Source organism: Mesorhizobium sp. AR10 (assembly GCF_024746795.1).
Classification (GTDB): Bacteria; Pseudomonadota; Alphaproteobacteria; order Rhizobiales; family Rhizobiaceae; genus Mesorhizobium.
In genome coordinates this window covers 1,852,917-1,877,807 of record NZ_CP080524.1, presented here as the reverse complement: position 1 = coordinate 1,877,807, position 24,891 = coordinate 1,852,917, and the positions used below count along the sequence as shown (strand labels likewise).

Annotated in this window: 25 protein-coding genes; 12 read left to right on the top strand and 13 right to left on the bottom strand. The window is 63.7% G+C overall.

Annotation, left to right across the window (positions count from 1 at the left end):
* Window positions 1-3: 3 nt before the first annotated feature.
* Complete coding sequence (locus tag LHFGNBLO_RS12610) at window positions 4-894, bottom strand: DMT family transporter (RefSeq protein WP_258609697.1); 891 nt, start codon at window positions 892-894, stop codon at window positions 4-6.
* A 100-nt stretch (window positions 895-994) separates the two neighbouring features.
* On the opposite strand from LHFGNBLO_RS12610, the gene LHFGNBLO_RS12605 reads away from it, so the two are divergent.
* Window positions 995-1,480 (top strand): MarR family winged helix-turn-helix transcriptional regulator, encoded by a 486-nt coding sequence (locus LHFGNBLO_RS12605; RefSeq protein WP_258607698.1) that lies wholly within the window; start codon window positions 995-997, stop codon window positions 1,478-1,480.
* A gap of 70 nt (window positions 1,481-1,550) precedes the next feature.
* Here the strand turns inward: LHFGNBLO_RS12605 and LHFGNBLO_RS12600 are convergent, their stop codons facing one another.
* From LHFGNBLO_RS12600 to LHFGNBLO_RS12585, 4 genes are all read right to left on the bottom strand, one after another.
* The gene (locus tag LHFGNBLO_RS12600) at window positions 1,551-1,976 is read right to left on the bottom strand and encodes a DUF1178 family protein (protein WP_258607696.1); all 426 of its coding nucleotides are present in this window, start codon (window positions 1,974-1,976) and stop codon (window positions 1,551-1,553) included.
* Window positions 1,973-2,839, bottom strand: coding sequence for a carbon-nitrogen hydrolase family protein (locus LHFGNBLO_RS12595; RefSeq protein ID WP_258607694.1), 867 nt, complete (start codon window positions 2,837-2,839; stop codon window positions 1,973-1,975). Before LHFGNBLO_RS12595 ends, LHFGNBLO_RS12600 begins: the two co-directional genes overlap by 4 nt.
* Window positions 2,840-2,849: 10 nt before the next feature.
* Window positions 2,850-3,119 (bottom strand): glutaredoxin 3, encoded by a 270-nt coding sequence (grxC, locus tag LHFGNBLO_RS12590; RefSeq protein ID WP_258607692.1) that lies wholly within the window; start codon window positions 3,117-3,119, stop codon window positions 2,850-2,852.
* A gap of 83 nt (window positions 3,120-3,202) precedes the next feature.
* On the bottom strand, window positions 3,203-3,988 hold the full coding sequence (locus LHFGNBLO_RS12585; protein WP_258607690.1) for a ComF family protein: 786 nt from the start codon (window positions 3,986-3,988) through the stop codon (window positions 3,203-3,205).
* 62 nt (window positions 3,989-4,050) lie between these two features.
* On the opposite strand from LHFGNBLO_RS12585, the gene LHFGNBLO_RS12580 reads away from it, so the two are divergent.
* Complete coding sequence (locus tag LHFGNBLO_RS12580) at window positions 4,051-4,923, top strand: methyltransferase domain-containing protein (RefSeq protein ID WP_258607688.1); 873 nt, start codon at window positions 4,051-4,053, stop codon at window positions 4,921-4,923.
* Window positions 4,924-4,954: 31 nt separating this feature from the next.
* On the opposite strand, the gene LHFGNBLO_RS12575 is transcribed toward LHFGNBLO_RS12580, so the two are convergent.
* The 5 genes from LHFGNBLO_RS12575 to argJ all read right to left on the bottom strand — a co-directional run bounded on the left by LHFGNBLO_RS12575 (window position 4,955) and on the right by argJ (window position 8,099).
* A complete protein-coding gene (locus LHFGNBLO_RS12575; protein ID WP_258607686.1) occupies window positions 4,955-5,137 on the bottom strand; it encodes a Flp family type IVb pilin in 183 nt (60 codons plus the stop codon).
* Between the two features lie 125 nt (window positions 5,138-5,262).
* Window positions 5,263-5,565 (bottom strand): hypothetical protein, encoded by a 303-nt coding sequence (locus tag LHFGNBLO_RS12570; protein WP_258607684.1) that lies wholly within the window; start codon window positions 5,563-5,565, stop codon window positions 5,263-5,265.
* A gap of 94 nt (window positions 5,566-5,659) precedes the next feature.
* Window positions 5,660-6,082 carry a (deoxy)nucleoside triphosphate pyrophosphohydrolase gene (locus LHFGNBLO_RS12565; protein ID WP_258607671.1) on the bottom strand — a complete coding sequence of 141 codons (423 nt, stop codon included), beginning with the start codon at window positions 6,080-6,082 and terminating at the stop codon, window positions 5,660-5,662.
* On the bottom strand, window positions 6,079-6,852 hold the full coding sequence (locus tag LHFGNBLO_RS12560) for a GNAT family N-acetyltransferase (protein WP_258607669.1): 774 nt from the start codon (window positions 6,850-6,852) through the stop codon (window positions 6,079-6,081). The genes LHFGNBLO_RS12565 and LHFGNBLO_RS12560 overlap by 4 nt, the downstream gene beginning before the upstream one ends.
* Window positions 6,853-6,857: 5 nt before the next feature.
* Window positions 6,858-8,099, bottom strand: a complete 1,242-nt coding sequence (gene argJ, locus LHFGNBLO_RS12555) for a bifunctional glutamate N-acetyltransferase/amino-acid acetyltransferase ArgJ (RefSeq protein ID WP_258607667.1) — start codon at window positions 8,097-8,099, stop codon at window positions 6,858-6,860.
* A gap of 154 nt (window positions 8,100-8,253) precedes the next feature.
* On the opposite strand from argJ, the gene LHFGNBLO_RS12550 reads away from it, so the two are divergent.
* Window positions 8,254-9,480, top strand: a complete 1,227-nt coding sequence (locus LHFGNBLO_RS12550; protein ID WP_258607663.1) for a caspase family protein — start codon at window positions 8,254-8,256, stop codon at window positions 9,478-9,480.
* 143 nt (window positions 9,481-9,623) lie between these two features.
* A complete protein-coding gene (locus LHFGNBLO_RS12545) occupies window positions 9,624-10,571 on the top strand; it encodes a glycosyltransferase (protein ID WP_258607661.1) in 948 nt (315 codons plus the stop codon).
* Between the two features lie 163 nt (window positions 10,572-10,734).
* On the opposite strand, the gene LHFGNBLO_RS12540 is transcribed toward LHFGNBLO_RS12545, so the two are convergent.
* Window positions 10,735-11,652 (bottom strand): peptidylprolyl isomerase, encoded by a 918-nt coding sequence (locus tag LHFGNBLO_RS12540; RefSeq protein ID WP_258607659.1) that lies wholly within the window; start codon window positions 11,650-11,652, stop codon window positions 10,735-10,737.
* A 252-nt stretch (window positions 11,653-11,904) separates the two neighbouring features.
* Here LHFGNBLO_RS12540 and secA point away from each other — a divergent pair, with 252 nt between their 5' ends.
* Window positions 11,905-14,637 carry a preprotein translocase subunit SecA gene (gene secA / locus LHFGNBLO_RS12535; RefSeq protein WP_258607657.1) on the top strand — a complete coding sequence of 911 codons (2,733 nt, stop codon included), beginning with the start codon at window positions 11,905-11,907 and terminating at the stop codon, window positions 14,635-14,637.
* A 61-nt stretch (window positions 14,638-14,698) separates the two neighbouring features.
* Here the strand turns inward: secA and LHFGNBLO_RS12530 are convergent, their stop codons facing one another.
* Entirely contained in the window at window positions 14,699-17,293 is a 2,595-nt protein-coding gene (locus LHFGNBLO_RS12530; protein WP_258607652.1) for a helix-turn-helix transcriptional regulator, read from the bottom strand.
* A 220-nt stretch (window positions 17,294-17,513) separates the two neighbouring features.
* Between LHFGNBLO_RS12530 and LHFGNBLO_RS12525 the strand changes: the two genes are divergently transcribed.
* The 6 genes from LHFGNBLO_RS12525 to LHFGNBLO_RS12500 all read left to right on the top strand — a co-directional run bounded on the left by LHFGNBLO_RS12525 (window position 17,514) and on the right by LHFGNBLO_RS12500 (window position 22,411).
* Window positions 17,514-17,786, top strand: a complete 273-nt coding sequence (locus tag LHFGNBLO_RS12525) for a DUF4242 domain-containing protein (RefSeq protein WP_258607645.1) — start codon at window positions 17,514-17,516, stop codon at window positions 17,784-17,786.
* Window positions 17,764-18,051, top strand: a complete 288-nt coding sequence (locus tag LHFGNBLO_RS12520; protein WP_258607644.1) for a hypothetical protein — start codon at window positions 17,764-17,766, stop codon at window positions 18,049-18,051. Before LHFGNBLO_RS12525 ends, LHFGNBLO_RS12520 begins: the two co-directional genes overlap by 23 nt.
* A gap of 165 nt (window positions 18,052-18,216) precedes the next feature.
* A complete protein-coding gene (locus LHFGNBLO_RS12515) occupies window positions 18,217-18,717 on the top strand; it encodes a hypothetical protein (RefSeq protein WP_258607636.1) in 501 nt (166 codons plus the stop codon).
* Window positions 18,718-18,809: 92 nt separating this feature from the next.
* Window positions 18,810-20,213 (top strand): lipopolysaccharide biosynthesis protein, encoded by a 1,404-nt coding sequence (locus LHFGNBLO_RS12510; RefSeq protein WP_258607634.1) that lies wholly within the window; start codon window positions 18,810-18,812, stop codon window positions 20,211-20,213.
* The gene (locus LHFGNBLO_RS12505) at window positions 20,213-21,493 is read left to right on the top strand and encodes a GNAT family N-acetyltransferase (protein WP_258607632.1); all 1,281 of its coding nucleotides are present in this window, start codon (window positions 20,213-20,215) and stop codon (window positions 21,491-21,493) included. Before LHFGNBLO_RS12510 ends, LHFGNBLO_RS12505 begins: the two co-directional genes overlap by 1 nt.
* A gap of 312 nt (window positions 21,494-21,805) precedes the next feature.
* A complete protein-coding gene (locus LHFGNBLO_RS12500; RefSeq protein WP_258607630.1) occupies window positions 21,806-22,411 on the top strand; it encodes a hypothetical protein in 606 nt (201 codons plus the stop codon).
* Window positions 22,412-22,546: 135 nt separating this feature from the next.
* On the opposite strand, the gene LHFGNBLO_RS12495 is transcribed toward LHFGNBLO_RS12500, so the two are convergent.
* Window positions 22,547-23,965 carry an amidase gene (locus LHFGNBLO_RS12495; protein ID WP_258607628.1) on the bottom strand — a complete coding sequence of 473 codons (1,419 nt, stop codon included), beginning with the start codon at window positions 23,963-23,965 and terminating at the stop codon, window positions 22,547-22,549.
* Between the two features lie 121 nt (window positions 23,966-24,086).
* On the opposite strand from LHFGNBLO_RS12495, the gene LHFGNBLO_RS12490 reads away from it, so the two are divergent.
* Window positions 24,087-24,863 (top strand): helix-turn-helix transcriptional regulator, encoded by a 777-nt coding sequence (locus tag LHFGNBLO_RS12490; RefSeq protein WP_258607626.1) that lies wholly within the window; start codon window positions 24,087-24,089, stop codon window positions 24,861-24,863.
* Window positions 24,864-24,891 lie beyond the last annotated feature (28 nt).

Here is a 24,891-nt window from a genome sequence, read left to right as displayed (position 1 = left end):
CGTTCAACCCTTTTGGCTCTGCGCCATCGTGGTGATGAACACGCCGGCGGTGATGATGACGGCGCCAGCCCAGGTCAGCAGCTGATAGTGCTCGCCCAGGAAGATCGTCCCGGCAAACAGTCCGACCGCAGCCGCCACATAGCCGATCTGGCTGAGATAGACCGGACCGCCGACCGCCTGCAGCCGGAAGAAGAAAGCGAACATCGCCGAGGCCGACGCGACCTGACCGATGACCACCAGCGGCACGCCACTGAGCGAGCCGAACGCACCGCCACCCAGCAGGACCAGAACCCCTGTAAGCAGCATGATAGCCGACGCCAGATGGCTGCCGACGGCGAGTTCGATCGGCCCGGTTCCTTCTGGCCAATCGATCGTGCGATAGATGTTGCCGGCGGCAAGACTGACCGGGATGAGCAGCCCAATCGCCACCCAGAAGAAATCGGCCGGCTGGCCGGCTTCGCCGCGCGTCATCGCCACCATCACCGCGCCGACGAAGCCGACGGCGATGCCGATGATGCCCAGCATGTTGGGGCGCCGGACACCGAGCAGGATCGAGAACACCAGCGTGATCACCGGCGACAGCGTGAACATGATGCCGGTGTATCCGGCGCCGAGGTGCGGAATGGCCGAAAACATCAACAGATTGGGGAAGGCATAGGACACCGCCGCGGTGACGAAGAAATAGCGCAACCTGTGCGAAGTAAGCCGGATGCGCTGGCCGCGCACCAGCAACACGCACAAAAGCACGCCACCGGCGCCGAGCGAAATGACCAAGGCCCAGACCATAGCCGGAACGCCGGCTGCCGTCGCGATCTTGCCGAATGGCAGCGTCAGGCCGAGCAGGCTACCGGTGACGATCAAAAGGCCGAGCGCCGAATCCCAGAGAAATTTCATCACGCGGCCCATCGTTTAACTGCGGCTCTTGGTCCGCTTTGCATCTTGAGGTAAAATAATACGAAGATTCTTAACGTCAAGATATTTAACGGTGAGATAAATGGATCGCGCAGCAAAGGCGATCGAGCAGTGGAAAAGAGAACGGCCGGATCTGGATGTGTCTCCGATGGCCGTGCTTGGACGGTTGAGCGAAGCCTCGTCGTTGATCGCACGAGAGCACCTGACGCCGCTGTTTGCCCGTTTCGGGCTGCAGTCCGGGGAGTTCGACGTGCTGGCGACGCTGCGCCGTTCCGGATCGCCCTACGCGCTGACGCCGACCGCGCTCTACGAAGCGACGATGGTGACGTCAGGTGCCATGACAAACCGGCTCGATCGACTTGAGAAGGCTGGATTGATCATGCGCGGGCCGCATCCCAGCGATCGGCGCGGAGTGGTGGTGCAACTGACCGGCAAGGGTCTCACATTGATCAACGAGGCGGTCGCCGCTCACGTTGCCAACGAGCACGAGATACTCTCTGGCCTGACGCGCGCGGAACAAGAGACGCTCGCGCGCCTGCTCGAGAAATTGATCGGGAGCGCGAGCTGACCATGATCCCGAAAAGTGGAAACCGGTTTTCGGACAAGATCATGGTCAAACAAAAGAAATGCTGGGCCGCTCAGTTGCGGTCGTCGGGAAAGCTCGGAATCGGCATGAACTCGACGCCGTCCTCGGCAAGGCTCTTGGCCTCGTCAACCGTCGCCTCGCCATAGATGCCGCGCGGATCGCTTTCGCCGAAATGGATCTTGCGCGCTTCCTCGGCGAACTTGTCGCCGACATAGTCGGCGTTCTCGCGCACCTTCTCGGCCATGGCCTTCAATTGCGCCAAGGCCTGCTTTTGCGCCTCGCCCATGGCGAGCGCGATCTTTTCCTGTTTGCGCCCAGTGGAGACCGCCGGCGCCATCAGCGCCTTCTCGACCTTGTGCGAGCCGCAGTTCGGGCAATCGACGAAGCCACGCTTCTTCTGGGTGTCGAAATCGTCGTTGCTGCGAAACCAGCCTTCAAACTCGTGCTCATGCTCGCAGATCAGGGAAAATCGGATCACGAGGCCGCACCCCTGAGACGCGGCGCCTCGCCCGATCCGGCGTTGACGGCAAAATCCCGCGCATTCTTGAGATTGGGAATCTTCTTGCGCGCGGCAAGCGACTGCGCCGGGTCGATCTCGGCAACGATCACCGCAGGTTCGTCATGCGCGGCCTCGGCGATGATGCGGCCCCACGGATCGACGATCAGCGAATGGCCATAGGTCTCACGGCCGTCCTCGTGCAGTCCGCCCTGGGCGGCGGCGACGACATGGGCGCCGTTCTCGATGGCCCGTGCCCGCAACAGGACATGCCAGTGCGCCTCGCCGGTCTGCCGGGTGAAGGCGGCAGGCACTGAAAGCACATCGGCGCCGGCCAGCGCCTCGGCGCGGAACAATTGCGGAAAGCGCAGATCGTAGCAGACGGCAAAGCCGAGCTTTGCGCCGCCGATTTCGGTGACGACCGCCTCGGTGCCGGGCTCATAGGCGGCGGACTCGCGCCAGCTCTCGCCATTGTCGAGATCGACGTCGAACATGTGGATCTTGTCGTAGACGGCAATCGTGGCGCCATCCGGCCCAAACAGCAGCGCACGATTGGCAAGCTTGCTGTCGGCGCGCAGGATGGCGGTCGAGCCGATATGCAGGAAGATGCCGAGTTCCTTGGCTAGCTTGCGCGCGGTGGAGACAATGATGTCCTTGTCCTCGGAAGTGAAAGAGGCGGCTCGGGCTTCCTTGTCGCGGATCAGCGCACCGGTCATTTCCGGCGTCTGGATATAGGTCGCGCCCAAGCCAGCGGCCTCGCGCACCAATCGCTCGAGATCGACCGCGTTGCGCTCCGGGCTCTCGCCCGAACGCATCTGGATCGCCGCCGCCTTGAAAGCACCCATGGTCTTGTCCTTACGTCGTCGAACCGTTGGCGAGCAGTCTGTCCAGCCGGCCCTCGGCCTCCAGTTCATGGAGATCGTCGGAGCCGCCGACATGCGTGTCGCCGATGAAAATCTGCGGAAAGGTCGAGCGGCCATGCGCGCGGGAAATCATCTCCTGGCGCAGTTCCGGCGAAAAGGAGGCGTCGTGCTCGGTGTAGGCGATGCCCTTGCGCTCGAGCAGCCGCTTGGCTGCCACGCAATAGCCGCACATCATCCGAGTGTAGATCGTCACATCGATCATCGGTCAGCAATCCTGCTATGCATGTCGCCCAGAAGTGCGCAGCGGTTCTGGGATAACGACATGCACAAAAACAACATCCTGACTTATATAGTCGCGGACTCGTCGGCCCGAAAGTCCCCCGGCAGCACACGCGCAAAAGTCAGCACGTCGACCGCACCGGCACCGCCCTTCTTCAGCGCCTTGGTGACCGCGCGCACAGTGGCGCCGGTGGTGTAGACATCGTCGATCAGCAGCACCCGTCGGCCGGCGATCTGGATTTCCGCCTCATTGGGCACGCGGAAGGCGGCGCGCACATTCTCGTCGCGTTCCTGCCGCTCCAACCCGACCTGCTGGCGGGTGAGCTTCACGCGCCTGACCGCCAGCGGCGAGAAAGGCAAGCCGCTGAGCTGCGACACCGCCCTTGCGAGTTCGGCCGACTGGTTGAATTGTCGCCGGAAAAAGCGCCGCCAATGCAGCGGCACCGGCACGACCACATCGGCCTCGGCGATCAACTCGGCGCCGGCGCGCAGCATCCAGCGCGCCATCCAGGGCGCGAGATCCGTGCGGTCCTGGTACTTCAGCCCTTGCACCATCTGGCGGGCGACACCCGAATAGGCCACTGCCGCCCGCGCGCGGTCGAAGGGCGGCGGGTCGGCAATCGCTTCGGCGGACAGGAACCCCTCGCCCATGTCGTGGGTAAACGGCGTGCCCATCACCGCACACCATGGCCGCTCCAGCAGCCTGAGCTTCGGCCAGCAGGTGCCGCACAGCACGCCCGGTTGAGAGACGTGGCGGCGGCAGCCGGCGCAGACCGGCGGAAACAGGATGCGCGCCGACCAATCCAATGCCCTTCGAGCAATACTCTTGATCTCTGGCATGGGATCGGCCACGTGGTTGGTCTCCGTGCCACTATAACACCACATGATCGGTGCGGATAAACAGGAACTCATCGTTGCAGCCCATAATCGACACCCCGCTCTGGCTGGCGCGCAAGCGCCGGGCCCTGGCGCGCCCTGTTGGCGGCACTGATTTCCTTATGCGCCGCACTGCCGATGATCTTGCCGACCGGCTGGGCGCGGTCGAGCGTAAATTCGGCAAGGCGGCCGTGCTGTTTTGCCAGACGCCGGCCGCAGCCGACGTGCTCGCCGAAAGCGGCAAGGTGGCAGACATTGCGCGCGTCGAGGCAGACGCGGCGTTTCTGGATGGCGGACCAGGACAGGTGGCGCCGCTGGAAACCGTGCCGTTCGAGCCGGAAAGCCTCGACCTCGTCGTGTCTCTCTTGTCGCTGCAGGCAATGAACGACATTCCCGGCATGCTGGTGCAGATTCGCCGTGCGCTGCGGCCCGACGGGCTTTTCCTCGGTGCTTTTGCCGGCGCCGGCACGCTCTTTGAATTGCGCGAAAGCCTGCTCGCCGCCGAGACCGAACTTTATGGTGGCGCCAGCCCGCGCGTCATTCCGTTCACCGACGTGCGCGACGCAGGCGCACTTCTGCAACGCGCCGGCATGGCTCTGCCGGTCACCGATGTCGAGACGGTGACGGTGCGCTACGACAGCCTGTTTGGCCTGATCGCCGATCTGCGAGCCATGGGCGAAACCAGCGCACTCGTCGACCGCAGCAGGCGGCCGGGCACGCGAAGGCTGTTTGCCCGCGCCGCCGAAATCTATGGCGAACGGTTTTCGGACGCCGACGGCCGTGTCAGGGCGAGTTTCTCGATCGTGTGGATGTCCGGCTGGGCTCCCGACGCCTCGCAGCAAAAGCCGCTGAAGCCGGGCTCGGCCAAAGTATCGCTCAAGGCGATATTGGAAAGCCCCGAACGGCGCTGAACGGACCCCACATCACGTGGCCGTCTTGTGATCAGTGCTGCGCGAAGGCGTTCGCAAGCTTGCTATTGTTGTCGGCGAACAGCCACTGGATCGCATCGGCAGCCTTGCCGATGCCACCAACGATGGCAAGCGACAGCACGGCGACGATAAGGCCGTATTCGATGGCCGTGGCGCCTGTTTCGTCTTCCAAGAATCGTTGCAGCAGTGGTTTCATGATCGTCGATCCCTCATGCCAGGACCATAGCGTCGACCAATTAAGAAAGGTTAACGGCACAAGCTTAACGGGCGGTGAAACAAGGCCTTCGTTAAAAATGGACTAAGGCTTTGTTGACTTTGTCTTCAGCAATCGCCGCTGCGCGTGCCGTTGGCGCGTATCACGCAGATCGAACTGGGCTGCGGCTGCAGCACGCTTCTGCGCAGCGTATAGGTGTCGCGATGGCCGATCGAGCCGGTGCTCATCGTGTCAAGACCGTCGCGGCTGGATTGCGACCGCATCTGGCTGTCGAGCAAGGGGGTAGCGATCAGGGCCAGCGCCACCGCGGCTGAGCCGAACAGCAGCGTGAGGCGCAGTATGCCCATGCCGGCATCGGCGGCGCGGCTACGGTCGGGCCGGATCGAGTCCCAGTCCTTGTCGAGGCTCATGCAATCGCTCCCCAGCGAATCGGCCCGGATAAGGCCTTCCCTCAATTTTTCACGGCAAGATAAATCTTCCATTAACGCTGCTTGGACGGACGGATCACAGCAGATCGATGAGGAACTGGACAAGCGGCGCATCGGCCGGCGGCATCGGATAGTCGCGCATCTGCCGCGGCCGCACCCATTTCAGCGCCTGGCCTTCCCTGGGCTGCGCTATACCGCGGAAGCGGCGGCAGACGAACAGCGGCATCAGCAGGTGAAAATCATCGTAGGAATGGCTGGCGAAGGTGAGCGGCGCCAGGCATGGAATCTCGGTCTCGATTCCGATCTCCTCGTGCAGTTCGCGGATCAGGCACTGTTCCGGCGTCTCGCCGGGCTCGACCTTGCCGCCTGGAAACTCCCACAGGCCGGCGAGCTGTTTGCCTTCGGGCCGCTGGGCCAGCAGCACGCGTCCATCGGCATCTACCAGCGCACAGGCCGCGACGAGTAGCAGGCGCTTGCCAGCGGGGTTCGAGCCGGTCATGCCCCGGGCGGCCGGCGATAGTGATAGCGATAGACTTCGTTGAACCCGAGCGAATGATAAAGCGCCAGCGCCGGCTTGTTGACGGCCTCTACCTGCAGCCAGGCTTCCCGCGCGCCGCGCAGCCGTGCCCATTTCAACGCCGACAGGATGAGGTTGCGGCCATGGCCCTTGTTGCGCGCCGACTTGTCGGTAGCGACCTCGAACAGTCCGGCGAGATCGCCGTCGTGGACGCAGATCAGCGTCGCCAACGGTTCGACACCTTCCTCGAGCGCAAAAAGCCCGGCCTCGGGCTGAATGGCGCCGATGATCTCCGACAGGCCCGGCCGCAGCGACACGTCCGAACCGCTGACCTTGAGCGACGCGCCGATGAAGCGGCTGATGTCCTTCAGCGGGATCTGGTCCATGGCGCCGTCGAGTTGGGCGTCCGCCAGCGGCAGCCGCATCACCAGCGATTCGTCGAAGGTGCTCCAGCCTTCACTGTCGAGATGGTTCGAAAGATCGAGGCCCGACAGCGGCGAGATGCGGAAGGTCAACGGCCTGCCATAGGCATCGAAACGACGGCTGGCACGGCCGATGCGTTCGGGGATGTGCTGGATATCGCCCGGATCGAGCGGATTGACCGAGTTCAGCCGCTTGGCCGGATGGCCGGCCGTCAGCCGCACCACCCAGGTGCCATCATAATGGACGGCCGCCGCCGGCCAGGCGCGAAAGCCGGCCGCCTCGTAGCGGCGCACGGTCGCGAGCACGCTTGCTGGATGTCTGGAAACCAACGCTATCAGCTCCGATAATCGCCGTTGATGGCGACATATTCCTTGGTGAGATCGCAGGTCCACACCGTCGCCTTGCCGCGGCCGATGCCGATATCGGCGCGGATGCGGATCTCGTCGCGCTTCATATAGGCCGATGTCGCCGCTTCGGAATAGGAAGCGTCGCGTTCGCCTTCATGCGCCAGCCGGTTGTCGCCGAACCAGATCGACAGAAGGTCGCGGTCGGCGGGTTCACCGGCCTTGCCGACGGCCATGACGACACGGCCCCAATTGGCGTCCTCGCCGGCGACCGCCGTCTTGACCAGCGGCGAATTGGCAATGGACAGCGCGATGCGCTTGGCCGAGCGGGCCGACTTCGCGCCGGTGACGGTCACTTCGACCTGCTTGCGGGCCCCCTCGCCATCGCGAACCACCTGCAGCGCCAGCGATTTCAGCACCTTGCCAAGCGCACGGCGAAACGCGCCGAGGCGCGCATCCTTGGGGTCGCTGATTGCCGGCGCGCCGCGCTTGGCAGCCGCGCCGGTGGCGAAGATCAGCAGCGTATCGCTGGTCGAGGTGTCGCTGTCGACGGTGACCGCGTTGAAGGTCTTGGCCGTGCCGCGCGACAAAAGGTCCTGCAGCACTGGGGCGGCGATCGGCGCATCGGTGGCGATGAAGGAAAGCATCGTCGCCATGTCGGGCGCGATCATGCCGGCGCCCTTGGCGATGCCGTTGATGGTGACATCGGTGTCGCCAAGCTTCACCGTCGCGGTTGCCACTTTCGGATAGGTGTCGGTGGTCATGATGGCCTTGGCAGCCTCGGTCCACAGCTCCGGCCTGCCGTCCTTGACCAGCCCGGCGAGCAGATGGCTGAATTTACCTGTATCGAGCGGCTCGCCGATGACGCCGGTGGAGGCCAGGAACACGTCGCCTGGCTTACAGCCCGCAGCCTTGGCCGCCGCTTCGCCGGTCAATGCGGTGGACGCGCGGCCCTTCTTGCCGGTGAAGGCATTGGCGTTGCCGGAATTGACGACCAGCACGCGCGCCTTGCCCGCCCCCAGATTCTGCCGGCAGAAATCGACCGGCGCCGACGGACATTTCGACTTGGTGAACACGCCGGCGACCGTGGTGCCGGCGTCGAAGACCATGGCCAGCAGATCGGTGCGGTTCTTGTACTTTATCCCGGCCTCGGCGGTGGCGATGCGCACGCCCTCGATGACAGGCATTTTGGGATATTTCTTCGGCGCGAGCGGCGAAATCGTTGCGGACATGGGGGCCTCGGGCGGGAAAATCGCGAAAGGAACGCCGGTTTGCCCGATACAGGGCGCCGGCGCAAGGGCGTTTCGATGGCCGCACGCTAGCCCTGATTCATCACAACTCAAATTTGTTGCCACCGTCGTGCCCAGTGGAGTTATATCCAACTCCATGGGCAGGCTGATCATCTTTTCGTTGGCGTTTCTGGGGCTTTTGCTCCTGAGCGCCGATGCGCAACCAGAAAGGCGCGTGGCGCTGGTCATCGGCAACGGCACCTATGCCGAAGCCGGCACCCTGGCCAATCCGGCCAACGATGCACTCGACATCGCCGACAAGCTTCGCAGCATCGGTTTCGAGGTCATCGAAGGCAATGATCTCGGCAAGCGCGAGCTTGAACGCAAGATCGGCGAATTTTCCGATGCGCTGGAAGGCGCCGGCGTTGGGCTTTTCTACTATGCCGGACACGGCCTGCAGGTCGACGGGCGCAACTTCATCGTGCCGGTCGATGCCAGGCTCGACATGCCGGTCAGGCTGCGGCTCGAAGCCGTGCCGATCGATGAAGTTCTCGACATCATGGAGCAGCAGACCAAGGTCAGCCTGGTGTTTCTCGATGCCTGCCGCAACAACCCCTTCGCGCGTAGTCTCAGCCGCAACGCCACCACCCGCTCGGCCACCGCTCTCGCCGGCCTTGCACAGTTCGATACGACGCGCGGCTCGTTCATCGCTTTCTCGACCGCGCCCGGTGCTGTGGCGATGGACGGTACGGGACGCAATTCGCCCTTCGCCGCCGCACTCTTGCGGCACATCGCCGAGCCTGGGCAGAGCATCAACGACATGATGATAGCGGTGCGCCGCGACGTGGTGTCCGAAACGCGCGAGTCGCAGCGCCCATGGGAGCAAGGCTCGCTGCTCGAACGGTTCGAGTTCGTGCCCAGTGGAGAACCTGTCGCGGAGGCCAGGCCGGCTGTCGACCCAGCACCCTCGACACAAGTCGCAGCCCTTGAACGCTCCGTCGGCGACAAGGGCTCGATCGAGACTTTCCTGCGCCGGCAATATCTGGCGCCGGACACGCAAGCGATGAGCGACACCGTCAAGCGGCTCTACGGCCCCTCCGCCACCATCTTCGGCACGCGCTATGACGCGGACGCCATCGTCAAGCTCAAGACCGACTGGTTCGCACAATTTGCATCATGGTCGTTCAGTCTCGAGCCCGGCAGCCTGCAGGTAACGCCGCACAGCGAGGATCGCGCCGACGCGGTTTTCGCCATGGCCTATGATTATGTGCCGAAGGACAAATCGGCATCCCGCCTGACAGGCAAGGCGCGGGTTACGCTGGCGCTGGTCAGGACCGATGGCGACTGGCGCATTGCATCGGAAACCTCGGAAGCGACGAAATAAGCGCCGAATCGTCGGCGACGCTTCTGGGCGCATCTCTTGACCAATCGCCATCGAAGAAGACGAGGTGGCAATGCACGCCGAGGTCGGTTATGTGATGCGAGGCATCACTCGCAATCGTTGATGATCGCCAAGGGGGAGCGGGCTTGTCCGAGAGCATATCCACCACAGTTCTGCCCATTAGCCTGATCATGGTTTCCGACTATCTGACGGCGGATGGCGACGACGAGCTGCGTCGATCGCTGCGGGCCTATGCGCAGGATGAGCGAGGCGTCCCGGGCGAAATCGTCATCATGTTGCCGCGCGGCCATACTTCCGGGATCGAAGCCGATCTCTCCGGCAAGGCCGCATTCCTGTGCCCGTTGGTGATCGTTGCCACGCATGACAGCGACGAATCCTCCCAGCTGAAGGACGCGGCCCTGGCACACTGCCGGTATGACCTCGTTGCGGTGGTCGAGGCCGATTGCCTGCCGCGGCCGGGGTGGCTGGAAGCCCTCCACGAAACCTTCGAGAAGAACCCGAAGCTCGACGCGGTTTCGGGGCGGACCAGCTACGGCGAAGAGACCATGATGAAAAGGGTGATGTCACTGCTCGACCGCGGCTTCATCGAGCGCCGCAACCGGCATGGCCAGGTTATCCATGCCAGCAACAATGGCGCGCTTTACCGGCGGCCAGTGCTCGAGCGCTATCGCTTCGAGGCCAATCACGGTCCCTTCGTCAGCTCGCATCTGCGCCAGCACGCAATGCTTCGCGACGGCGTCGCGATGGAGGTTGCCACCGGCGCAGTCTCGATCCACGCCTATGAGGGCCTGGGGTTCATCTGGGATGTCAGGCGCAACAAGGGCTATCAGTTTGCGCGGATGCTGCTGCGCAGGAAGAACCATCTTTCAAGGATCGGCTTGGCCGTTCGCGCCGTGGCGACATCGTTCAAGGAAAACCGGCAGACCGCACAAGCGGTGGGCAAGGATTTTTGCCGCTGGACGGACTGGCCGCTGTTCTGGGCGATGATGCTCTTGGTGCGGATCCCGGAGTTCTCCGGCGCACTCGCCGCCGATGACCCGGCCTCGTTCAAGGCCTCGACCCACTATAGGTAGTGCATAACCCCGAACCGCAGGTTCGGAATGGGATCATGCGCAAGATCCAAAGTAGACAGGGCGCCGTGCGACGCCCTGTCTAGTGCAACGACATTTATAAAAACAAAGACTTAAAGCGCGTCGACCGAACCCGTTTCAATGCGACGCGCTTAAGTTGGACTGCCTATTTGGCGCTTTCCATCGTGTCGACCGCCTTCTTCAAGGTCTCATCCGGAATTTCGACCTTGGCGGCAGCGCGCAGCGACTTGACCAGCGTAAAATACTTGTCGCGGATGACCGCCTGCTTGGCCTGATCCTTGACGTCGTCGAAGGCCGGCGGCTGCTTGACGCGCTTGTCCTCGACCTTGATGACGTGCCAGCCGAACTGCGACTGCACCGGCTCCTTGGTGTATTTGCCGACCTCGAGCGCGAAGGCAACCTTGTCGAATTCCGGCACCATCTGGCCAGGTCCGAACCAGCCGAGATCGCCGCCACTGGTCTTGCCTGAGGGATCGCTGGTGTGCTCGTTGGCGAGTTTCTGGAAATCGGCGCCGCCGTCGAGCTGCTTGATGATCGCCTCGGCCTCTTCCTTCGTCTTCACGAGGATGTGACGGGCATGCACCTCGTTGACGGGCGGCGTGTTGGCGATTTCCTGGTCGTAGCGGGCGCGGACCTCGGCATCGGTGACCTTGTCGACGACACCCTTCTCGACCAGTTCGCCATGCAGGGCGCGCTGCTGCAGGAATGCCATGCGACGCTGGAAGTCAGGGTCCTTGTCGAGGCCGGTGGTGACCGCCTGGGCGGCCATGAGGCGGATCTCGATGGCCGCCGAAAGGGCGGCGGCACGGCGCTGTTCGGCCGGCAGCTGCGAGAATTGCTGCGACAGCTCGCCCTCGGCAAGCACAAGGTCTGCCTCGGTCAGCGTCTGACCATTGATCGTGGCGACAACGGCGTTCGGATCGACCGGTGCGGCGGCCGGCGCGGGTGCGGCCGGTTGGGCGGGGGCAGCTTCCTGCGCCATCAGCGGCGACAGCGACAGGGCCGACAGGCCGAATGCCAGACCAAGGCTGGCGAGCGACGCACGGCGGAACAATAAGGACATTAAGATGACTCCGATGGGGGATTGCGAGAGCGGGAAGGGCTTCCAGATCAGCCAGATTGTGGCGGAATTTGGCGCGACCCGCAGGACGAGCACGGCGTTGACATCAGTTGAGCCCCCTCTTATCTGTCCATCGACTTTGCGTCCAGAACCGTTTTCCGGGCGCTTTTTGTGTTTGTCTGCGTATCACGTGGATTTGATGGGGCCGGCCGGCGCCGTCGCAATGATTAAGAATGCTATCGAAAGGACCATTGGATGGTCAGTCTCGGCGGTCTCGCCCGTAAGGTTTTCGGTTCCTCCAACGACCGTCGGGTCAAGTCAACCCGGCCGCGTGTCGAGGCGATCAATGCCATGGAAAACGAGATGCGGGCGCTCTCTGACGCCGAGCTTGTCGCCCGCACCGAGAAATTCCGCCAGGACATCGCCAACGGCGCCACTCTCGAAGATCTGCTGGTGCCGGCATTCGCCACAGTGCGCGAGGCGGCACGCCGCGTGCTCGGCATGCGCCCGTTCGACGTGCAGCTGATCGGCGGCATGGTGCTGCACAATGGCGGCATCGCCGAGATGCGTACCGGCGAAGGCAAGACCCTGGTCGCCACGCTGCCCGTCTATCTCAATGCACTGGCCGGCAAAGGCGTCCACGTGGTCACCGTCAACGACTATCTGGCTACCCGCGACTCCGAATGGATGGGCCGCGTCTACAAGTTCCTCGGCCTCAGCGTCGGCGTCATCGTCCACGGCCTCTCCGACGAGGAGCGCAGCGCCGCCTACGCCGCCGACGTCACCTACGCCACCAACAACGAGCTCGGCTTCGACTATCTGCGCGACAACATGAAGTTCGAGCGCGCCCAGATGGTGCAGCGCGGACACAATTACGCGATCGTCGACGAAGTCGATTCCATTCTGGTCGACGAGGCACGCACGCCGCTGATCATTTCCGGTCCGCTCGAGGACCGTTCGGAAATGTACAACACCATCGACGCCTTCATCATCCAGCTGCAGCCTCAGGACTATGAGATCGACGAGAAGCAGAAGACCTCGATCTTCACCGAGGAAGGCACCGAGAAGCTGGAGAACCTGCTGCGCGATGCCGGCCTGCTGAAGGGCGAGTCGCTCTACGACGTCGAGAACGTCGCCATCGTCCATCACGTCAACAATGCGCTGAAGGCGCACCGGCTGTTCCAGAGGGACAAGGACTACATCGTCCGCAATGACGAGATCGTCATCATCGACGAGTTCACCGGCCGCATGATGCCCGGCCGCCGCTATTCGGAAGGCCTGCACCAGGCGCTCGAGGCCAAGGAGCACGTGACGATCCAGCCGGAGAACCAGACGCTCGCTTCCGTCACCTTCCAGAACTATTTCCGCCTCTACAAGAAGCTCGCCGGCATGACCGGCACGGCGCTGACCGAGGCCGAGGAGTTCGGCAACATCTACAATCTCGACGTCACCGAGATCCCGACCAATCTGCCGGTCATCCGCAAGGACGAGGACGACGAGGTCTACCGGACCGTCGAGGAAAAATACAAGGCGATCGTCAAGGAGATCAGGGAGGCGAGCGCCAAGGGCCAGCCGACGCTGGTCGGCACGACGTCGATTGAAAAATCCGAGCAGCTGGCCGAGCGCCTGCGCAAGGACGGTTTCAAGAACTTCGAGGTGCTGAACGCCCGCCACCACGAGCGCGAAGCGGCCATCGTCGCCCAGGCCGGCAAGCCCGGCGCCATCACCATCGCCACCAACATGGCCGGCCGCGGCACCGACATCCAGCTCGGCGGTAACGCCGACATGCGCATCATCGACGAGCTTGGCGACATGCCGGCCGGCCCCGAGCGCGAGGCGAAGGAAAAGGAAATCCGCGAGGATGTGCAGCGGCTGAAGGAGAAGGCGCTTGCAGCCGGCGGCCTTTACGTGCTGGCCACCGAACGCCACGAATCGCGCCGCATCGACAACCAGCTGCGCGGACGCTCCGGCCGCCAGGGCGATCCCGGCCGCTCGAAATTCTTCCTGTCGCTGCAGGACGACCTGATGCGCATCTTCGGCTCTGAGCGCATGGACGGCATGCTGCAGAAGCTCGGCCTCAAGGAAGACGAGGCGATCATCCATCCCTGGATCAACAAGGCGCTGGAAAAGGCGCAGAAGAAGGTCGAGGCGCGCAACTTCGACATCCGCAAGAACCTGTTGAAATACGACGATGTGTCGAACGACCAGCGCAAGGTGGTGTTCGAGCAGCGCATCGAGCTGATGGACGGCGAGGGGCTTTCGGAAACCATCGCCGAAATGCGCGAAGGCGTCATCGATGAGATCGTCGCCAAGGCCATTCCCGAAAACGCCTATGCCGAGCAGTGGAACGTCGCCGGCCTCAAGGCCGAGGTCGCCGAATTCCTCAATCTCGACCTGCCGGTCGAAGAGTGGGTCAAGGAAGAGGGCATCGCCGAGGACGATATCCGCGACCGCATCACCCAGGCTGCCGATACCGCCGCAAAAGAGCGCGCAGAGCGCTTCGGTCCCGATGTGATGACCTATGTCGAGCGTTCGGTGGTGCTGCAGTCCCTCGACCATCTGTGGCGCGAGCACATCGTCAACCTCGACCATCTGCGCTCGGTCGTCGGCTTCCGCGGCTATGCCCAGCGCGACCCGCTGCAGGAATACAAGGGCGAGGCGTTCGAGATGTTCCAGGCGATGCTGGGCAATCTGCGCCAGGCCGTCACCGCGCAGCTGATGCGCGTCGAACTGGTTCGCCAGGCAGCCGAAGCCCCGCCGCCCGAGGCGCCCGAAATGTTCGGCAGCCATATCGACGGCTCGACCGGCGAGGACGATTTTGGCGGCGGCGAGACCGCTTTGCTGGTCCGTCAGGAGAGCAACGCCATCGTCGCTCCCGAGAACCGCGACCCGAACAATCCCGCGAGCTGGGGCAAGGTCGGTCGCAACGAGGCCTGCCCCTGCGGCTCAGGCAAGAAATACAAGCATTGCCACGGGGCGTTTGCGTAAGAGCCGCCGCGCGCCTCTTTTCGGACGCGCAAAAGCCGCTCCAGGTCGAAGACAGGCGTTTTCAGATCAGCCCTGAATCGCGCGCCGCTGCGGTGGCTTCGCCGCGCGAAACGGCCTCCAGCTTGCCCAGCACCGCCGAGACGTGGTGATCGACGGTCTTTGGTGAAATGGTCAGGTGCTCGGCAATCCGCTTGTTGGAGAAGCCGCGTTCGATCAGCTGCAGCACTTCCATCTGGCGCTGGGTCAGACCGGCCTGATTGGCGCGCGTCGTGCGGCGCGGGCCCCTTGCAATGTGATTGACGCCGTTGCGCCGCATCATCTCGCGCACGTGTTGGGCAACGGGCCTGGCGCCGAGGCTCTCGAAAATTTCCAGCGCCGAACGCTGCGCCGGCTCATCGCCCTGGGCAAGCGCAAGCCCGCGTTCATAGGGGGCGTTCAGGTCGGCCCAAAGTGCCGCCGCTGCCCGCCAGTCGCCATCCAGGAGCAGCCGGTAGGGCGCGGCCATGCCTGATGTATCGCCGGGGTCCCTGCCCGGAGCCAGCAGCTGCCGCCATGTGGCCAGCTCCCCGAAAACCGCGCGTGTCGGCGACAGGTTCTCGGCAAGGTCGATCAGCTGCAGCGCTTCGTCGTTGTCCGCCTGCCCAAGCCACGCCTGCTCGGCCATCAGCGCCGCGTAGGGCACCAGTCGCGGCAACTCCGTTCCCTTTTCCAGAAACTGCGTCATTTCCGCAAACAATGGTTCGGCTGCAGGATCCCCATGCCGCATCCTCAGTTTTGCCAGTGCCACCACGGCGGGATAGCGGACCAGCAAAGCCGCCTGACCACTGGAGAGCACGTCGAGCGCCTCGGTGGCGGCCTCCTCCCAACGTCCCTGCCGTAGCAGCAGCTGCGCCAGCACGCCACGCATATAGTCGCGCCAGGTGACAAGGTCGTTTTCGACGCAATAGTCGATGCCACGATCGAGAAAGGCCTGCGCCTCGTTGAAGCGCAGCTGATTCATCTCGCTGCAGGCGCTGTTGGTGAAGGCGCGCGCCGCATGCTCCTGAAAATTCTGCTCGAGCGCGATCTCCAGGCTGCGGGCGAGGTGCAGCCGCCCACTTGCCAGATCCAGCCATTGCTCGGCGGCGCCGATGTTGTTGAGCGCGTGGCAGACGATATCGGGCCTGTTCATGGCCTCGGCAAGGGAGACGGCCTTCTCGCCAAGCATCAGCGTCTCGTCCAGCTTCTCGGCCAGCATCGCCAGTTGCGAGAGATTGGAATAAGCCATGGCTAGTTCGGCACCGGCCGGCACGGTTTCCAGCAGCGCGACCGCCTGCTCGCCGAACACGTCGGCGGCCTTGCGGTCGCCTGTGAGATAGGCCAAGCGCGACAGCCATCTGAGGCTGTCCCCTTCCTTCGCCTTGTTCCCTTGAGCCTGATGCAGCAGGCGCGCATGGCCCTGCGCTTCGATGGCCTCGTCGATCCGGCCGATGAGGTGGCACTCGAAAGCATATTTCTCGTAGAGCGCCGCTCGGTTTTCCATTGGCAGGCTGTCGGCCTGCCGCAGGGCGACCTCATAATATCCAACGGCATCGCGATGCGCGCCGACACGCGACGCCTCCCGTGCGGCGATCGGCGCCAGTTCGCGGACGGCCTCCAGATTGTGGGCCTCCACCGCATGATGCACCAGGCGGCCGGCGGAAACATCGCCGTTTTCAAGCAGGGCAGCCAGCGCGCGCTGGTTGAATTGCCGCCTGTGGGTCGTCGTCAGCATCATTTCCACGGCTCGCCGGGCGATTTCGTGCCGGAAGGCATAGCCGTCACCCATATCTTCCAGCAAACCGGCCGAGACGCACTCCGCCAGCTGGCCGGCGCTGGCCACGCCACACAGGCCCTGCAAGGCCCAGGCGTCGGCCCGCCGTGGAAACACCGACACCGCGTCGAGCATCGAGCGGGCGCCGACCGACAGCCGCTCGGCCCGAGCCAGTACGGCGTCGCGCACGCTTGCCGGCAGCGCCGTTTCGTTTTCGGCGCACAAAAGTTCGGTGACGAAAAAGGCGTTGCCGGCCGTGGCCCGGTAAATGGCGTCGCCATCGCGGCCCGCGGCACCAGCCAGCGACAACACCGCTGCCTCGCTGAGCAGCGGTACGTCGATGCGCGCGACGCTGCTTGCCGGGATTTCGCCCAGTGCGCGGCGCACGCGCATCTGTGCGTCGCTGCGGTCGTTGCGCGCCGTCACCAGCAGCAGAATATGGGTGTTGACGATGCGCCGGCCGAGAAAGCGGACAAAATCCAGCGTCGCGTCATCGGCCCAGTGCAGGTCCTCGATCACCAGCAGGCTAGGCTGTGCCTTTGTCTCGAAGATCTCGAGCGCATCGGAAAACAACGGCAGTCTTTGCCCCTGCAGGTTGTCGATCGCTTGCGGCAGCGCCCACTGGGCCTCCCGGGCGAGATCGTAAAGCGGCCCGAGCGGATCTGGTATCGACAGATCCTCGCAGGCGCTGCGCAATATGCGTGCGCCTGGCCCGACGCGGTCGATGAAGGCCTCGACAAGCGCGGTCTTGCCGGCGCCCGCCTCTCCCGCCAGAGCTGCGACGCGACCACGTCCGCGTGCCGCCTCCACCAGAAGGCCATCCAGTTGCTCCAGCTGTGTCTGCCGTTCCAGAAGCATGGTCATTCGCTCACGGTTTGCCGGCAAGGCGGGGTTCGCGATGCGCCCGCCAAGACTACCCCAGGGTCGGAGTCCACCAATGTGATCCCGATCACAAACGCTGCCAACATAGGGGATCGTCCCCCGAAATATGGGGAATGGCTCCGATGCGCGCCCTTGGCGAGCGTGGTCATTATCCACTCGCGCTCAGATCGAGCGTGAACCAATGGAAAAAGGAAGCCTTCCCATGCCTCGCTATCTGGTTGAACGCACATTTCCGGACGGCCTCAACGTGCCGATGACCGACATCGGCGCCGATGCGCTGGGCGGCGTCATCATGCGCAACGCCGAAAAAGGTGTCACCTGGGTGCAATCCTTCGTTTCGCCGGACAAGAAGCGCAGCTTCTGCATCTACGACTCACCCTCCCCCGAGGCGATCCGCAGCACCGCCCAGAAGAATTCGCTGCCTGTCGACAAGATCACGGAGGTGCGGGTCCTTGAGCCTTACTTTTATCGTTGATCGAGAGCACGTCGATGAGCATCAAACTGCCCTTCGCGGCAATGGCGAACTGCCCGATGGCCTGCCGGTCGGTCAACCCACGTCTGGCGTGGGAAACGCCGGCCTGCTCGGCCGTCTATGGCGGTTCGCGTCGAACCTGCCTTCGCATCTGCACGTCAGGCGCCGGCGATTGCCCGCGCAAGACGATTATCTGAGGCGCGATATCGGGCTTTCGGAGCGCGATATCCAGCGGGAATACTGGCAATATTACTGGTGGGGCAACTAGTGATTTCGCTGGACGAAGCGAAGCAAACTGCAAGGTCGCGTGACCGCGGCCTGCATACCGGGACGGACGGGTTCCGTCCCGCGACATCCAACCCGACGCCGCAGCATCGAAACACGCCCGGCCGTGGACCTCCCCGTCGCGTCATCAACAATGAATGGAACGATCATGACCACAACTCTTTGGACCCGACGCTTCGCTACCCTGGCCGTCCTGTCGCTCGCGGCCACTGCCGCTCAGGCTGCTGGCAGCAATCCGCTGGCCGACATGGTGCGGACAGCCAACAGCCGTTTCGAAAATGTCTCGGCGGCGACCGCCGAAGGCTATGCCCCCATCCCTTGCGCCAGCGGCATCACCGGCGGCGCCATGGGCATTCACTACGTCAACCCCACCTATCTCAAGGACGATGCCGTCGATGTCGCCAAGCCCGAGGCGGTGATGTATGAACCGATGGCCGACGGCACGCTGAAGCTGGTGGCGGTCGAATACATCACCTCGAAAGGCCCGGCCTCGCTCGGCGGACAGCTGTTCAACTTCAACAGCGCCCCCAATCGCTACGGCCTCGGGCCGTTCTACGAGCTGCATGTCTGGGCCTGGAAACAGAACCCGACCGGCACCTTCGCCGACATGAACCCGAACGTGTCGTGTGATGCGATGAAGGGAATGTAGGCGGGGAGAAGGAAAGCCCACCCAACCGTTTCTTAATGTGTTTTGGATAGACCAAAACCTGAAAAAGAGGCGGAAAACGGAGAACAATCGGAGTGCGCTTTTCCGCGGCGACGACAGCCGGGCGGTTCTTGCCGCAGCGCCTTGCGCTGCGCATGAAGCCGCTGCTTGGCCTCATCGACGCCGTGCTGTTCACCGCCGACGAGCGCGGCGAGGCCGGCCGCATGTCGCTCATCGCCTTTTCCATCCGCATCGTCAGCGCCGTCATCGCCTTCGTCAGCCAGGTGCTGATGGCGCGCTGGATGGGCTCGTTCGAATACGGCATTTTTGTCCTCGTCTGGGTGACGATGGTCATCGTCGGCAACCTTGCCTGCCTCGGTTTCCACACCTCGGTCATCCGCTTCATCCCCGAATACAGCGAGCGCGGCCTGATGGACGAATTGCGCGGCATCGTGGTGGCAAGCCGCCTGTTCGTGCTGATCGCCTCGACGCTGATCGCGGGGCTCGGCGCGCTCGGCGTCTGGCTGTTTTCGCCCTTTATCGAAAACTACTATGTCGTGCCGTTCATCCTCGGCGTCATCTGCCTGCCGATGATCGCGATGGGCGACCTTTTGCAAGGATTGTCACGGGCCAACTCATGGGCGCTGTTTGCGCTGTCGCCGACCTATCTGGTACGGCCGGTGCTGATCCTGGGGTTCATGGCACTGTTGCTGCTGGTCGGCTACGCGCCCGATGCCAAGACCGCGATCTTCGCCTCGATCGCCGCCACCTATGCCACCACGCTCGGTCAACTCATCGGCGTCACGGCGCGCATGGACAAGAAGATCCCGGCCGGGCCGATGAAGGTGCATTTTGCACAGTGGTTCATCGTGTCGCTGCCGATCTTCCTGGTCGAGAGCTTTTTCTTCCTGCTCACCAACGCCGACGTGCTGATGGTCGGCGCCTATATGGCCCCCAACGACGTCGCCGTCTATTTCGCCACGGTCAAGACGCTGGCGCTGGTGCATTTCGTCTATTTCGCCGTCAAGGCCGGCGTCGCCCAGCGTTACGCGCAGTTCACCCATGGCGAGCCGGAAAAACTCGCTGCCTTCGCCCGCGAGACGGTGTCATGGACCTTCTGGCCGTCGCTGCTGATGGCGCTGCTGGTGCTGGCATTGGGGCAGCCGATGCTGACACTGTTCGGCCCCGAATTCACCGCCGGCTACCCGCTGCTGTTCCTGCTGGTGTTCGGCGTCGTCGCCCGCGCCGCCGTCGGCCCTTGCGAAAGCCTGCTCACCATGAGCGGCAACCAGAACATCTGCGCCGCCGTCTATGCCATGACGCTGGCCTTCAACATCGGCCTCAACGTGGTGCTGATCCCGCTTTTCGGCCTGTGGGGCGCAGCCATTGCCACCAGCTTCGCCATGATCTTCGAGGCCAGCGCGCTGTCCTTCACCGTCTGGCGCAAGCTCGGCATCGTCATGCTCATCTTCGTGCCCGCCGCCAGGGGAGACGCCTGATGGCCGCCGTCCCGTTGCTCGAAGAAACCAGCGGCGGCCCGGCCGGCGCCATGGTGTCCGGCCTCGCCGGGCTGGCAAGCGACGCCGATCCGGCCCATATCGAGATCCTGGCCAACAACCGGCCTGAGCGCAAACTGGCAATCTATCCGGCTTCCGCCGGCTTCGATCTGGTCGAGGAACTGGACTATCTCTGCGTCCGCACGGTCGAGCCCAACGTGTTCTTCAACCCGCGCTTCCTGGCCCCGGCCATGCCGAGGCTGGAAGACCGCGAGGTGCGGCTGGCAGTGATCCGCGACGGCGACGAATACCGCAACCGTCTGCGCCTGCTGGTGCCGTTCTCGGTGGAAAAGCCGGCAGTGCCGCTGGGCGTTCCCGTCATGCGCACATGGTCGAGCCCGTTCGGCCCGATCGGCACGCCACTGGTCGACCGCGACGACCCGGTCGGTGTCATCGAGGATTTCTTCGCCATGCTGTCGCGGCCGCATCTCAAGCTGCCGAAAGTCTTCGTGCTGCCCGACATGCGGCTCGACGGCGCTGTGGCAAGCCTGCTCGCCACCGTCGCAGAGACGCGCGGCCTGACGATGGTCACCACCGGCAAGGCCGACCGCCCGTTCCTTGAAAGTGAACTCGATGGCGACGAGTACCTCAAGGCCTCGCTGCGCTCGCACCATTATCGCGAGTTCCGCCGGCTGAAGCGACGGCTCGCCGATCTTGGCAAACTGGAACATTTTGTGGCGCGCGGGCCGGAGGAAATCCGCCACGCCATCGAAAGCTTCCTGACGCTCGAGGCGGCCGGCTGGAAGGGCCGCGAGCGCACCGCCATGGCGATCGACCGCTACCGCGCCGCCTTCGCCCGCGAGGCCGTGCACCGGCTGGCCGAGCAGGATTTGTGCCGCATCCATTCGCTGACGCTCGACGGCCGCACCATCGCTTGCCTGGTCGTCTTCGTCGAAGCCGGCGTCGCCTACACCTGGAAGACCGCCTATGACGAGACGCTCTCTGTCTATTCACCAGGCACGCTGCTGATGATCGAGGTGACCAGGCAGCATCTCGACGACCCCAACATCATGAGGACCGATTCCTGCGCCGTGCCCGACCATCCGGTGATGAGCCGGCTGTGGAGCGAGCGCAAGCCGATCGGCTCGCTGGTCATTGGGTTGACGCCGGACGCCGACCGCCTCGCCCGCCAGGCCGCATCGCAGCTTCACCTCTATCGCGAGACCCGCAACATGGCGCGCATCCTGCGCAACCGGATGAAGAGCCTGCTGGGGCGGCGCTAGGTCGGGCCAAGCAAAGCCAGGGCGCAGGAAGCCATCTGGTTTTCAAGTCCCGCCAGGTGGGGAAAGACCCTGACCTTTGCAGCTCTCCGAAATAACGCTGACCGCGAACCTGTTCCGGTTCTGGTCGTTTTGTCTCTTCCCTGACCAAGGGCCTGCTCGGCCTAGATCATGAGGGTTGCTTTTCCCAAGCAGTGGAAAGGATTAGCATCGACGCAGTTCCAACGGGGATGAGGCGATACATTTTCGGCCGCGCAGTCAGCATGGTTGCCGCCTCGGTCTTGCACGGCCAGAAAAGAAATCTGGGAGGAATGCATGACGAAAACAACTCACCCTGGGCGTCGCAGTATCCTTGCTTTGACAGGCCTCGCCTGTCTGGCCGCGGCCGCAGCTCAGGCCGCCGAACCCAACAAGGCCGAGATCGACGCCCTGAAAAAATCGCTGGCCAAGTATGAAGACTACACGGCCGCCATTCGCGACCTCTATCTGTCGACGGTCGGATGTGTCTCCTACACCGGAGAAAAGATACCCGGAACGATGGAATATCCGAAGGGCGCCATGGGCATTCATTTCGTCAACGTCCCCAGCATCGGCCCGACAGTCGATCCGATGCGCCCCAATGTCCTGATCTATGAGCCGGTCGATGGCGGCTTGCGCCTGGTCGGCGTGGAATGGCTCGTGCCCTTGACACCCGACACCAAGGCGCCACCGGAACTCTTTGGACAGACATTCATGGGGCCAATGGAGGGGCACTATCCGCTGATCCCGAGGGAGTTCCACCACTACGATCTCCACGCCTGGTTCAAGGACAACCCAAACGGAGTGTTCAGCCCGACGAACCCTAACGTGACATGCGACAACTACTCGTTCCCGATGCCGGAAGCGCCGACCAAGATGGTGCCGGGACCAATGAAGATGTAGCAGCCCCGAGTCGAACTAGCGGCAGAGGCGGGGTGCCCCCCCTTCTGGGGGGCATCCCCACACCGATCTTCAGGGACAACGCCGAGCCGGAGCTCCCGGCTCCCCGGGTACCGACGCGGGCGGCCGGCGATGCGGTCACTGTGCCGGTGCCCGCAGGGCATCGATATCGGAACCAACTGAAACCGCTTCGAGAGCGGCCCCAAAGGAAAGAACTTGTTCGTCGCCGAAGCGCCGGCCGATAATCTGCAGACCGACCGGCAAGCCGTCGGCCGCCAATCCAATGGGCAGCGACAGCGCCGGCAATTGCGGCAGCATGTTGAAGGGGCACGTCATGTCGAGCCCCTTGAAGCGGCCGTCAGGCAACGTCGCGCTATAGTCATCGTCGGTCTCACCCACCGGCGGCGCGGTTATGGCGCAGGTCGGGCACAGCAGCGCGTCGTAGCTTTCATAGATCCCGGCCATGTCGCGCCACATCGAGGTACGAAGCAGTTCGATTCGCTTGTAGGCGGTCGCGTTCATCGCCAGGCCGCGTTCGATCATCGAGACGACGGCAGGGTCCATGTGGTGGCGATGGCCGGGAAGTTCGTTGCCAAAAAAGGCCGACATGAACACGCACCAGAGATCGAACCATTCGTCATTGACGGCGCGCGTCCAGGCGATCGGCACCTCTTCGACGACGGCTCCGGCCTCGCGCATCTCGGCAACGGCCTGCCGGACGACGGCTTCCACCTGCGGCTGGACGGCGTAATAGCCAAGGTCGATCGACAGCGCGAAGCGCTTGCCTGCGAGACCGCCCGTTCTTGCCGCACAGACGTCGAACGCGATCGGCAGCGAAGAGATGTCCTCGTCGCTGGCGCCCGCCGTCGCCGCCATGAAGGCGATGGCATCGGCGGCGCTGCGCGCCAGCGGCCCGAAATGCGAGATGTTGTCGAAGACGCTGGGCAGGATGGTCATCGGGATACGCCCGAAACTCGGCTTCAATCCAACCACGCCGCAGAAGGCCGCCGGAATGCGGACCGAACCACCCATGTCGGTGCCTTCGGCGAACGGTACGACGCCCATAGCCACGGCGACCGCCGACCCGCCCGAGGAGCCACCACTGGTGCGCTCGGGATTCCACGGATTGCGGGTAATGCCCCAGCGCGGGCTGTTGGTGAAGCTGGAGAAAGCAAATTCAGGCGTCGTCGTCTTGCCGATCAGGATTGCGCCGGCCGCCTCGAGACGGCGGATGCAAAGCGCCGTCCCGGATGGCACCCAATCTCCCCTCGTCCACGAACCGAGCGTGGTCAGGTCGCCGGCAGTCGGCGTCAGATCCTTGGCTGCGAACGGCACACCGTGCAATGGCCCGGTCGCCTCGCCACGCGCCACGGCCTGGTCGGCGCGCCGGGCTGCTTCCAGCGCCTTGTCCTCGCGAATGACGGCAAAAGCATTGAGTGTCTCGTTGACGGCCGTGGCGCGGCGGATCGACTCGGCCACGACGGCCTCGGCGCTGAACGCGCCGGAGCGGATGCCGTTGGCGATCTCGACGACGGTCAGGTCCAGTGGATGGGTCATGGCATGGGTCTCCAGCGGCTTCCAAACGGGGTGATTGCGCGTGAAAGGGAAAGCGTGCTTGTTCTGTGCAGCGGGACCTGACCAATCTCGCAAGCGCCCGAAGAAGAGGCTTGCCGCTACCATGAAGTCCGCAGCCGGAGCCCGGTCTCCGTCCTTCGATGTCTGGAATGCCAATCTCGGTGCGGCGGTGGCGGCGATCGGCGTGCGCGGATTTCCCGATGCGCTGGCGGCAGCGCTGCGGCTGCTGGCACCCTTCCAGATGATGAACGGCTTCCTCTATTCGCCGGATGGCCACGCTTTCGACCTCTACAACGACAAGATCGTGGCCGCGCGATCGATCATCGTCGACCGCTATCTTGCCGGCGCCTATGTGCTCGACCCGTTCTACGATGCCGTGTGCAGCGACAGCAGCCAGCGCATGATCGTCATGCGCGAGCTGGCGCCGGACGGCTTCCTGCAGACCGAATATCACCGCCAGCACTACGCCACGACCGAGATCGTCGACGAGATTGGCTTCGTGCTGAAGCTGGAAAACGGCTTCACCGGCGTCCTCTCGCTGTCGCGAACCGGCTCCGCGGCGCTGTTTTCCGGCGAGGAGTTGGACTTGTTCAGATCCGCCGCGCCGGTAGTCTGCGCGCTGGCAGCGCGGCACTGGTATCATGTTCCCGGCCTCTCGCTCGACATCAAGAACACAGTCCCCGCGGCGAGGATCGAGCATCCGCTGCTGACCCGGCGCGAGCTTGAAATCGTCACCTTGATCCTCAAGGGACATTCCAACCTTTCGCTCGCCGCGGTGCTTTCGCTCTCGCCCAACACGGTCAAGGTCCATCGCCGGCAGGTCTATTCCAAGCTGGCCATATCAAGCCAGGCCGAGCTGTTTCGGCTGTTCCTCGCTTGAGAGGGATTTGAAGCGCACCGATAGATCC